Annotated in this window: 8 protein-coding genes and 1 pseudogene; 6 read left to right on the top strand and 3 right to left on the bottom strand. The window is 46.0% G+C overall.

Annotation, left to right across the window (positions count from 1 at the left end):
- Positions 1-53 precede the first annotated feature (53 nt).
- A pseudogene (locus AB6E85_RS24180) lies at positions 54-782 on the bottom strand (methyl-accepting chemotaxis protein); the annotation flags it as partial.
- A gap of 454 nt (positions 783-1,236) precedes the next feature.
- On the opposite strand from AB6E85_RS24180, the gene AB6E85_RS24175 reads away from it, so the two are divergent.
- From AB6E85_RS24175 to AB6E85_RS24150, 6 genes are read left to right on the top strand one after another with little or no spacing between them, the layout of a single operon-like run.
- On the top strand, positions 1,237-2,193 hold the full coding sequence (locus AB6E85_RS24175) for a MoxR family ATPase (protein WP_248336140.1): 957 nt from the start codon (positions 1,237-1,239) through the stop codon (positions 2,191-2,193).
- 10 nt (positions 2,194-2,203) lie between these two features.
- The gene (locus AB6E85_RS24170; RefSeq protein WP_372144523.1) at positions 2,204-3,130 is read left to right on the top strand and encodes a DUF58 domain-containing protein; all 927 of its coding nucleotides are present in this window, start codon (positions 2,204-2,206) and stop codon (positions 3,128-3,130) included.
- On the top strand, positions 3,127-3,612 hold the full coding sequence (locus AB6E85_RS24165; protein ID WP_372144521.1) for a DUF4381 domain-containing protein: 486 nt from the start codon (positions 3,127-3,129) through the stop codon (positions 3,610-3,612). The genes AB6E85_RS24170 and AB6E85_RS24165 overlap by 4 nt, the downstream gene beginning before the upstream one ends.
- Entirely contained in the window at positions 3,605-4,612 is a 1,008-nt protein-coding gene (locus AB6E85_RS24160) for a VWA domain-containing protein (protein ID WP_372144520.1), read from the top strand. Before AB6E85_RS24165 ends, AB6E85_RS24160 begins: the two co-directional genes overlap by 8 nt.
- Positions 4,605-6,518, top strand: a complete 1,914-nt coding sequence (locus AB6E85_RS24155) for a VWA domain-containing protein (protein ID WP_372144519.1) — start codon at positions 4,605-4,607, stop codon at positions 6,516-6,518. Before AB6E85_RS24160 ends, AB6E85_RS24155 begins: the two co-directional genes overlap by 8 nt.
- Before the next feature lie 2 nt (positions 6,519-6,520).
- Entirely contained in the window at positions 6,521-8,200 is a 1,680-nt protein-coding gene (locus tag AB6E85_RS24150; RefSeq protein WP_372144518.1) for a BatD family protein, read from the top strand.
- A gap of 137 nt (positions 8,201-8,337) precedes the next feature.
- On the opposite strand, the gene AB6E85_RS24145 is transcribed toward AB6E85_RS24150, so the two are convergent.
- Both AB6E85_RS24145 and pstB read right to left on the bottom strand, forming a co-directional pair.
- Complete coding sequence (locus AB6E85_RS24145) at positions 8,338-10,482, bottom strand: GGDEF domain-containing protein (RefSeq protein WP_372144517.1); 2,145 nt, start codon at positions 10,480-10,482, stop codon at positions 8,338-8,340.
- A gap of 336 nt (positions 10,483-10,818) precedes the next feature.
- The gene (gene pstB, locus AB6E85_RS24140; protein WP_004732036.1) at positions 10,819-11,568 is read right to left on the bottom strand and encodes a phosphate ABC transporter ATP-binding protein PstB; all 750 of its coding nucleotides are present in this window, start codon (positions 11,566-11,568) and stop codon (positions 10,819-10,821) included.
- Between the last annotated feature and the right edge of the window lie 86 nt (positions 11,569-11,654).

Genomic DNA, 11,654 nt, shown 5'->3' with positions numbered 1-11,654 from the left:
GTGCCTAACAAGCCACGAAGCCTTTAAATATGGGCATGTACGTGAATTTTCCCTAGGTTAAAGCCCGACTTGTTCAGTAGTTGGCTTGCTTGAGAACCGTAAAGTTGTTGAAGTGAAGAATCACTGCGAGATCGCTCACGGTGAATTTGCACATCACCTTGGCTATCGGTTAAGAAGACAAAACCGGTATTTTCAATCTTGAAACCGTTCAGCAGGTTCACCATGTCATCCATCGACTTTGAGAGACCAGACATCGCCAAACCAGAAGGCTGCTGATAGTTAGCAAACATCTTCACTTCGCCATTCGCTTCTTGGAACATGCTCACCATGGTCGGCTGTCCAGATTGCGTAAAGCCAAAGAACCAACCATCTTGCTGTTGGTTTAACTGACGTAGGAAACCATTTTGGTTCCAGTAATACGCCGTTTGACGGTTCGCTACCGAGGCATCATTCAACTGATATTGGTTACGAACATTGTTCAGTTGTTTCACCAGCTTGTTTTCTAATACCGGATCGCGATCGGTCGATTCGATAGCGTCAGAAATAAATTCATTCGAAGCAATTTGTTCTGCAGCTAGCAATAGCTGAGAGACTTCTCGATCAATCTCACCATTGATTCGCTCTAGCATTCCTGGGAGTTCAATATCGATCAATCGATGACTTAATACATCTCTTGCTTGTTGTTGCGCCATCGCGCCGACAATCACTGTCGATGCGAGAACCGCGAAGGTAATTCCAAGTACAACTTTTTGCTTGATACTCAGAGAGTTAGTTTTAAACATAGTGGGACCTTTAAAAAGAATCGCTCGTTATCGGTATACCCTGAACAGGACTTTTTAGTGCACGCCAACAAGCAATGCACAATCTGAGTGATGTATCGGCCACACCCTATAAAACTAGAGACTTTTCTCTCAAAAAATTGCAAATATGATGTAACAATTAAAAACATTCACCTTGAACATAAATTAACTAGGCAAATACCACATTGTCGAGAGTCGATTTTAGCTCTCAGCCCTTAGATCCAACCGAACTCAAACCACTCCCCACCGCCGAGCTTTTGTATATAAAAACCAATTGATATGGTAATAATCACAACCTAACGATGTTTTTAGCTAACCACTTGTAAATCTTTCCAATTTTGAAAAAATAAATTACGCAAATGTACTGGAACTTTTTCCTCGAAATCAGTGACCAATACACAAAATAAAAATCAAATGGATACCCAGAGAGTCCAAAATGCACAAATCAAATTTCGAAGTCCTTCAAAACTATCTAGAGTCTCAAATCATTGGTCAGAAAGAGCTCGTTAAGCAACTGATGATCGCCCTTTTAGCGGATGGTCATATCCTCGTTGAAGGACCTCCCGGCTTAGCAAAAACTCGCGCAGTAAAATCATTGGCTGATTGTGTTGAGGGTGACTTCCACCGTATTCAATTCACTCCCGATCTGTTACCTGCTGATTTGACGGGTACCGACATCTTCCGTCCTGAGACTGGGGAGTTCACTTTCCAATCAGGTCCGATTTTCAACTCATTGATTCTAGCGGATGAGATCAACCGAGCTCCGGCGAAAGTTCAAGCGGCAATGCTGGAAGCGATGGCAGAGAAGCAAGTGACTGCCGGTCGAAAGACCTATGCGCTGCCTGAGTTGTTCTTGGTTATGGCAACACAGAACCCGATTGAACAAGAAGGGACTTACCCGCTGCCGGAAGCTCAGTTAGACCGTTTCTTACTTCACCTAGAAGTTGAATACCCAGATATGGAAAGCGAGCTAGAGATCTTACGACTCAACCGTGGTGAGGCTCAAGGCAACGAATCAGCACAGCCACAACAGATATCGCAACAAACGATCTTTGAAGCGCGCCAAGAAGTGCTCAACATTCACATGGCGGACACCATCGAGCAGTACATCATCAGACTGGTAATGGCGACTCGCCAGCCCAAGCAATACAGCGACCAACTTGATCAATGGTTGGACATGGGTGTCAGCCCGCGTGCAACCATTGCGTTAGATCGTTGTGCCCGCGCTCATGCTTGGCTTGCAGGACGAGATTACGTCACGCCACAAGACGTTCAAGCGATGGCATTCCCTGTGTTACGCCACCGTCTACTGCGCAGCTACCATGCACAAGCTGAAGGTGTCACCGCAAACCAAGTGATCGCACACCTTATTTCATTGGTTGGCAGCGCATAGGGATACGCGCATGAATAATCAACTACCCAACCATAGTGACGGTGTCACGTTAAATCTAGATGAGCTGCTGCAATACAAAGCGCAGTCTGTTCGTTGGTTGCCTCCAGCCAAGAGCCTTTGGTCGCAGCTTAACGGTCAACACGAGAGCAACCGCAAAGGTCGCGGGATGAATTTCTCAGAGGTTCGTCAATATCAAGCGGGAGATGACATTCGCAGTATTGATTGGCGTGTAACAGCCAGAACGGGCAAAGCGCATACCAAGCTTTTCTCTGAAGAACGAGAGCAGCCTGTCATTTTGTTCTTGGACCTATCAAGCAGTATGATTTTCGGCTCAACCTTGTTGCTTAAATCGGTTCAACTCGCGCACTTTGCCAGCCAACTTTGCTGGTTAACCGTCGCTCAAAAAGACCGTATTGGCGCAGTGATAGATACTGGCCAAGAGATCATTGAGATTAAACCCAGTGCTAGCAACCACGCTCCGTTGCATATTTTGCAAAAAGTCATAGAAATCAATAATGCAGCGCTGACTCATCACGACAATCATAATGACACGACCTTAGAGCATGGGCTGAAATCTCTGCACCAGCTTTGCCCTAAAGGAAGCGATATTATTATGCTCAGTGACTTTGTGCGTTACCAAGAAAGTGACTACTCACTTATCAGTCAAATTCGCCGACACAACAGAGTACGTCTGGTGCATTTCTACGATCCGCTAGAGCAAGGTGAAACCGCCTATAAAGGTTCTAAACAGGTCACCGATGGCAGCAAAACTCAATGGTTTAATTTCTCTTCTAATAAAGAAAAGCAAAAGCTTAACCATGCTTTTTCGCTTAAGAAACAGCAGCTTCAACAGATGGGGTTGTCTCTCGCGATACCTTATAGCTCGCTGTCGAGTGCGCAGTCACTCATGAGCCAGATATCAGGAGCTCAGTCATGAAACAGCCCTTAGATTTAAGTCCGGTTATTGCGCCAGACGCACCGACTTGGTGGCCTTTGGCGTGGGGCTGGTGGGCAGTGATTATCACAGCCATTGCCCTGATTGCCTTGGTGTTTTTCATTGTAAAACGTAGAAAAAACAATCAACAGGCGAAGCAAGAAGCGCTGTCCTACTTTAGTAATAGTCAGTCCCAAGATGGCTTGTCTCCGAGCAAAGCTCAAGACATCGTTCGTCAGGCAGCACTGAGCTATTTCCCTCGTGAAAAAATTGCAGGCTTGTCTGGTAATGATTGGTTGGAGTTCTTAGATGCGCAATTAGCGAAGCCATTATTTGTAGCAAAACAATCCCAGTGGCAACAAGCGCTCTATCAAGATGCAGCCTTAATAAACGACGAACAGAAAAAGGCTCAACAGCAATTGGTTAATGATTGCGAAACTTGGCTTCGTAAAGCCCTTCCTCCTAAGCGAGGTCGCTATGAGTGATTTTCTAAGCACTATGTTTCTAAGCAGGGACTTGCTAAACATCGAGTTCGTTTGGTGGTGGATGTTCTTCCTCGCGCCACTGCCGTTGCTCGTTTACTTGTTCTCACCAAAGTCAGAATCAAGCAATGCCCTAAGGCTTCCATTTCTGCCAGAAGACAGCAATACCAAAACACCGAGCAGCCGCTTACCAAAGGCGTTGTCCGTGATTATATGGCTTCTGTTGGTTACGGCGAGCGCGCGCCCTGTATGGTATGGCGAACCGGTGGAGTTTCAGCCTAAGCATCGTGATTTGATGTTGGTTGTCGACCTCTCCTACTCGATGAGCCAAGAAGACATGCAGTTCAATGGCGAATACATCGACCGCTTGTCGGCGGTGAAACGCGTATTGAGTGACTTTATTGAGCGTCGTAAACGTGACCGAGTTGGACTGGTGTTATTTGCTGATCACGCCTACTTGCAGACTCCGCTTACGCTAGATAGAGATACGCTTTCACAACAACTCAATCAAGCGGTGTTAAAACTGATTGGTACTCAAACCGCGATTGGTGATGGTATTGGCCTTGCCACCAAAACCTTTGTCGACAGCGATGCCCCTCAACGTGTAATGATTCTACTCAGCGACGGCAGTAATACCGCCGGGGTATTAGACCCACTAGAAGCGGCGGATATTGCAAAGAAATACGACGCAACGATTTACACCGTGGGTGTCGGTGCTGGCGAGATGATGGTCAAAGAGTTCTTCATGACGCGCAAAGTCAATACTGCTCAAGACTTGGATGAACGCACACTAATGGAAATTGCCAAACGCACTGGCGGTCAGTACTTCCGAGCACGTGACAGCAAAGAGTTAGCGACGATTTACGACACCATCAACCAGTTAGAACCCGTGACGAACGCCACTAAGATCTGGCGACCGCAACAAGAGTGGTTTGTATGGCCACTGTCGGCGGCAATGTTCTTCGCATTTATGCTGTTAGCCATTAGGAGAAACAATGTCTAACTTTACTTTTATCTACCCATATTGGTTCTTGGCGCTTGCCGTGCTGCCCGCTATTTGGTGGCTGAGCAAGAGACAATCCAAACAAGGATTACTCGCGTCACACATCGCTCGATACTTGGCGCCAGAATCGAGTAAGCCATCGAAAAATCGCAGTACTTACTTCGGTATTTGGTGGCTGGTCGGCGTTATTGCATTAGCTGGACCAAGCTTCGAGAAAAACGAACAGCCGAGCTTTGAAAAAACGCAGGCACGAGTTGTGATCATGGATATGTCGATGTCTATGTATGCCACCGACATTAAGCCGAATCGTTTAACGCAAGCCCGATACAAGGCTCTGGATCTGCTTTCATTGTGGAAAGAAGGGCTAACAGGCATGGTGGCGTATGCTGGGGATGCTTACACCATTAGCCCGCTAACGTCAGACATCAACACCATCAAGAACCTAGTCCCTAACCTATCGCCAGATATCATGCCTTATCAAGGCGGTGATGCCGCATCAGCCGTTAAGCTTGCGATTGATATGATGACTCGCGCTCATATCTACCAAGGCGATCTAGTGCTAATTGCTGACGATATTGATGCTCAAGAGAAGAAACAGATCGACTCCCTACTCTCTGGCAACGATTGGACATTGTCGATTTTAGCCGTCGGGACTGAAAGCGGTGCGCCAATCTCGTTACCTACGGGTTCGATGCTGCAAACCGACTCAGGACAAACCGTGGTGGCAAAAACCAACTTGAAGAACATGCGCGAGCTTACACGCAGCTATGGTGGCACGTTCACTGAAGTTCAATTTGATAACTCAGATGTTGAACACATCGCGAGCTACCTCGACCGCGTTGCAACAACATCGGAAGTAACCAAGACCAACAACTCACTCAACACCAGAGTTAACAACGGCTTCTGGTTACTGCCTTTGCTATTACTTCCCGCACTTGGATTATTCAGGAAAGGGGTTATTTGGTGTGCCTTAGCTGGAGTTATCTCTTTTAGCCAACCAAATACTGCGTTTGCAAATCCGTGGAAAACCGATGATCAAGTAGGCTATCAGCTGTATCAGGACGAGGACTTCCAACAAGCTGCTGAACAGTTCACCCAACAAGAGTGGAAAGGCATTGCTCAATACAAAGCCGGTGATTTCGAAGCCGCAGAGCAGACGCTGCAAGACCTTTCTGGTGAAGATGCTCGCTACAACCTTGCTAACGCCCAAGCCCAACAAGGCAAGTACGACCAAGCGATACAAGAGTATCAACGTATTCTTGAAAGCAACCCTGAGCATGCTTATGCGAAGAAGAACTTAGAGGTCGTCGAACAAGCCCAGAAGCGACAGCAACAGCAACAGCAACAGCAACAGCAACAGCAACAGCAAGGCGATTCTGACGCCAAAGACCAGAAAGACCAAAATCAACAAGGTCAGCAAGGTCAGCAAGGTCAGCAAGGTCAGCAAGGTCAGCAAAATGATTCTTCGCAAAGCTCTCAGGATCAACAACAAAGCCCTGCTGACAATGGCAAGTCGCAAGATCAAAGCAGTAACCAAGATCAACGCGGTAGCCAAGACCAAAACTCAGCTCAAGGCCAACCTGAAAATAACTCTGACTCTGAAAAGTCTAAACAAGACGACAAGCAAGCCGGTCAACAAAGTAAGAGTGACCAGCCGAAACAGAGTGACCAAGAAGGCGCTACACCTCAAAGTGCTAGCGCACAACAAGCTTCAAAAGAAGATGGCGAGCAAAGTGGTCAGCAAGCTGTAGCACAAACCTCAGATCAACCTTTGTCGAGCGATCCGGACATGCGAAAACTTGAGCAAGTAGAAAGCGCCCGTGACCCGAGCCAACTGCTTAAAGCGCAAATGATTTTACAAGCACGACAAAAAAGTGCTCCTAACAACCAAAACAAAAAGTGGTAACCATGCGATTTCTTAACAAGCCATTTTTATCCATACTCCTAACGCTGCTATTAGGCGCTTTCTCGTCCTTTTCGGTATTGGCGGCGACTGCCGTAGCGAGCGTTTCACAAAACAGTGTCACCAAAGATCAAGTATTCCTACTTAGAGTCGCAACCGATGAAAAGGTATCTTCTAATGCTCTAGACCTTACAGCGCTCCAACAGGATTTCTATGTCAGTACACCAAACTTTGGCACGTCGATGCGAATCGTCAATGGTAGCCGTTCGGTGTCAAGTGAATGGAACATCAGCCTTGCACCTCTTCGTTTGGGTAAGGTTCAGATTCCTAGCTTCAATATTGAAGGGGCAAAAACCAAGCCAATCACCATCAATGTTGCCGTTAATAAAGCTGCACCGAATCAACATGATATGGCTGAGTTCCAGCTTAATCTGAGTAAAGACTCACTGTACCCACAAGAAGTGGCAGAGCTTGATGTAAAACTCATTATTAAAGCTGACCCAAGAAGGCTGCAAGATCCTAAAATTGCGCCACCAAGCTCTCCGGGCTTAGATGTGGAACCTATTGGTGAATCGAAGCAATTTCAAGATGTTCTCAATGGACAAGAGGTGACGGTAGTTCAACAGTCTTTCCGTATCTCTTCACAAAAGGCCGGACAGTTTAAGCTGAACGGGCCGAAGCTGACTGGAGCCGTTGTTTACTCAACCAACAACTCCAGTACAACGCGTCTGTTCCAGCTCGATACACCTGTTGAAACCTTAGATGTCACCGTCAAAGAGGTGCCAAAAGGCTACCAAGGTGAGTGGTTACCAACATCAAATTTCAAACTGATTCAACAATGGTCAGATAGCCAAGGTAATCAACTGGGAAATAGTAATGATTTAGAAGGCGGTAACCAACCCATTGAAATGGAAGCGGGTGATTCGTTAACTCGTACCATCACCATGACGGTTAGCAACTTAACTCAACATCAGCTGCCAAAACTGAATATCACCTACCCTAAATCGGTACGTGTTTATGAAGAGAAGCCGCAATTTGGCACAACTCAGTCAGGTGATTCTGTCGTTGTTTACAAGCAAGTATTGATTCCGAAAGAGTCTGGAAATATCTCGCTTCCTGATGTGTCTCAAGCTTGGTTTAACACCGATTTGCAATCAGAACAAACCAGTAAAGCGCAGGGGCTAGAGTTAGCGGTAAAAGCAAGTGATCGCGCAGCGTCAAGCACTCCACCAGTTACGGCTACGCCCGCCCAACAACTAAGCCCGACGGTTGTTACTGTGGATAGCCCTGGGATCTGGCCTTATCTCACTGCTCTGTTTGCTGTTTTATGGTTAATCAGCTCAGCGATGGCTTTCTATTTCTGGTCACGACGTGGTGTAACGACAAAACCAACACACATAGTTGAACGTCAATCAGATACGGCAGACGCGCTTATTGAAGCGCTGAAAACGAAAGATGGCGTGATGACCAGAACCTTATTTGAACAGTGGAAAGCTGAAAACCCAGATCTGAGTGATGAGACAATAGAAGTGGTTGAAACTGAGCTAACGAAGCTCAATCAGAGCCTCTATGCTGAAGCTGATTCACCAAGTCAGTCATGGGATCCTTCTGAGTCGCTCAAAGCAGTTAAAAAACCAAAGCGAGTCACAAGCAAAGCACGCAAGAGCACATTGGAAAAGCTTTAGTTAACCAGCAATCTAAGTAAGCAGAAAGCTAGTTGAGCAGAAAATTGAAGTAAGCTGAAAAGAACGAAGCCGTGATGACCACATAGTGATCATCACGGCTTCATTCGTTTTTACGTTAGGAAGAAACAGATACCGCACTAAGAAATTGAAACTGCGACCTTTTTACGTTTCAACGCAGAAACGATTCGATTTCTCCCAGAGTCTTTGGCTTGATACAAGGCTTTGTCGGCCTTGCCATACAGCAGATCAAAATCGAATTGATGCTGGTCTGAGGTTATCGAGGCATACCCGACAGACGCAGTTAAATACTGGCTGGTACTGCTTTCACAATGGAGGATCTTCGCCTCTTCAATACATTTTCGGATCGACTCTGCTCGCCGCTTGGTCTCAGAATGGTTGGTGCCGATCATCAACAACATAAACTCCTCTCCCCCAATACGACAGAAAGTCTCTTGTTCACTGTATACATGGTTATTCAGTATCTTACCTATCGAGCGTAAAGCAGCGTCACCTTCGGTATGGCCATAAACACTGTTGTACAAGCCAAAGTGATCGAGGTCGACAAGGATCAGTCCAAATGTGACTTCATGTTGTGTGGCAAACGCTCCTTGATCGTCGCAGTTCAAATCTTCTAACACTTGCGACAACATACGGCGGTTTCCAAGGCGCGTCAGCGGGTCTAATTTAGAAATGATATCCAACTGTTCATTGGCTCGTTCAAGCTCTTGAGTGCGTTTACTGACCTCTTGCTCAAGCGTTTCATTGAGCTTTTTAAGCTCCTCTTGCGCCATGGTTCTTTGCAACACCTCTGCGAGGCTAGAGGCAAAGATACGAATCACTTCGCGAAGCTGGGAAGTTAAGGGACTGCGAGTTAATAGGTTATCAGCAGCGATAAACGCAATCGGCTCACCTGTATTGGTGGTGAGCATGGTCATGGCCGTCCAACCTACCCCAACAATATTAAAGTCATGATAGATAGGTACTGATTCTTCAAACGCAACTTGATTGGGACAAGCGCGAGCCGCTGAAACAATGTTGCGTTCCACCAGCTCTGAACGATAGTAGGACTCGTCGACAATATCGCCTTTTATGTCGGTGCCCCATGTACCTTGCATGTAGCTGCAATTCTTATCCGTCAGGAAAACCGCCAATCGGTCGATGCCTAGGTGTTGAATAGCAAAACTAACCGCAGACTTACACACCTCACTGACACTGTCACAGCGAGACAACTCCACCATGCTAGAGTGCAGCATCCGTATGTTCTGCTCTTGGCGTTTACGAATGTATATCTGAGAGAGCAGCGAGCCGAAGGACTCAAGCATCTGCTTTTGATAATTGGTAATGGGTGAACGGTGGATGTAGTTATCCATCGCAATCCAGCCGACCGGTTTATCCCCTTCACGCAAGATAAGCATCCCATTCCAGCCCTGTCCCACCACCTTGCCTTCGGTGTAGAGTGGCGCTTGTTCAATAATGACTAAGTTGGTGTGGTTGTCAGACAGCGCCTCAATGTATTCGGCTTCAAGCTGGTGTAAATCATATTGAGTATGATGTTCGCTGTTGGTTTTACCCGTTTCATCAGTGCCGTAAGTACCACTAAAACAGCGCTTTTTCATATCAAGCAACATGAAGATCGCACGATCAAAGCCTAGACGATCGCGTACGGCTTCAACTGATGCTTTATAGAGCGCATCTAAAGTTTCGGGGTTCGAGAGCTCTAACGCGACCTGATGAACTAGCTTCATGTTCTCGACAAACAATTCACGAAGCTTAATCTCATCAAGGTATTGAGCTTCACGTGTGTCTCTGTGTTTGATCTCAAGTGCCGCGTTCTTCTCAGCACGAATACACTGCCAGCGAGCGGCTGCAAGTTGAAGAACATCTAGATCTTGGTCGAAGGTTTGATTGATCTTTTCGGCATCGCAATTTTGAACAATTAAATAAGTTCTACAGGCAGGCGCATTGTCGAGCATCATGATGAACGACTCCCCACCGAGCACTTTTATGTGATCCCAGTTACAGGTATTGATTGCCATAGGTAAAACACCGTCTGCGGTGTCGAACTGTGAAACCCAAGGCCAAAATGTAGAGGGGTAATTCTCAAGAGAGGTTAATTCACCGTAACAAAACAACGGCAACGAATGGCTTTCCGGTATCGGCTCAGCAAATATCCCAATCCCTTTTGGAGCAAGCATTTTAGCTAAGTACTCAAAAAGAGACTCTGCCAATAAACGGTGATCGCGCGTAGCAGATATTTGTTTTGCAAAGGCTTTTACAGGCACAGCTTCCGTCCATTGGCTATTGAGAATACAGCAAAAATACAGAAGCCTTGATATGCAATCAATGTAACTAAAAATGAGATGTTAAGCGGGTCGCAATTTCACTTTTTACATTATCACAAGCATGAGAAGGACTACAAAAATGGGATTTCCTGCCCAAAATTTCATCGACATTGTGACTTTTTTAGAGGCATAAAAAAGCCCCACCTAAAGTGGGGCAAAACTTCCATCGCTTATAGTTATAGTGATAATTCTGTCGATCTATTCGATTATCTAACCTGCGTATCAGTTAGCGTACTGGTTTTGCTAAAAGGCCAAACACAGCACTTAAATAATCAATTAACCAAAGTCACCGTTTACGTAACCTTTAGTACGATCATCTTTTGGTTCGCTGAAGATAACACTCGTTTCGTTGTGCTCTACAAGCTCTCCCATTAGGAAGAAAGCAGTACGGTCTGAAATACGACGCGCTTGCTGCATTGAGTGCGTTACGATAACGATAGTGAAGTCTTTCTTCAGGTCTTCCATCAATTCTTCAATCTTGTGCGTCGCGATTGGGTCAAGAGCCGATGTAGGTTCATCCATCAGGATTACATCCGGTTCCATTGCAATGGTACGAGCGATACATAGACGTTGTTGCTGACCACCAGACAAGCCAAATGCGTGTGCTTTAAGACGATCTTTTACTTCGTCCCAAAGTGCAGCACTGCGCAGTGAGCTTTCTACTACTTCATCAATGTGCTTCTTGTCTTTGATGCCTTGAGCACGTAAGCCGTAAGCCACGTTCTCGTAGATGCTCATTGGGAATGGGTTTGGCTTTTGGAATACCATGCCTACACGAATACGTAGGTCAGCCACATCAATATTGCCGTAGATGTTTGTACCATCCATATCCAGCTTACCTTTGATAGTAACGCCTTCAATTAGGTCATTCATGCGGTTCAAGCAACGTAGTAGCGTTGACTTACCACAACCTGATGGGCCAATCAGTGCCGTAACCTGACGAGTAGGAATTGGCAGGTTGATAGATTTAAGCGCTTGGTTGTCGCCGTAAAACAGATCTAGGTTCTCAATATCAAATTTGTTCATGTTCGTAATCTCTAAATTCTTAAATTCGTGTCTAACTTGATGCTTTCTTTATCACGGGGCTCACTTTATTGATGAGCCAGCTAATG

The sequence above is a fragment of the Vibrio sp. 10N.247.311.51 genome, from assembly GCF_041467855.1.
Taxonomy (GTDB): Bacteria; Pseudomonadota; Gammaproteobacteria; order Enterobacterales; family Vibrionaceae; genus Vibrio; species Vibrio coralliirubri.
The sequence above is the reverse complement of the archived record's forward strand: the minus strand, read 5'-3'. Positions and strand labels throughout refer to the sequence as shown.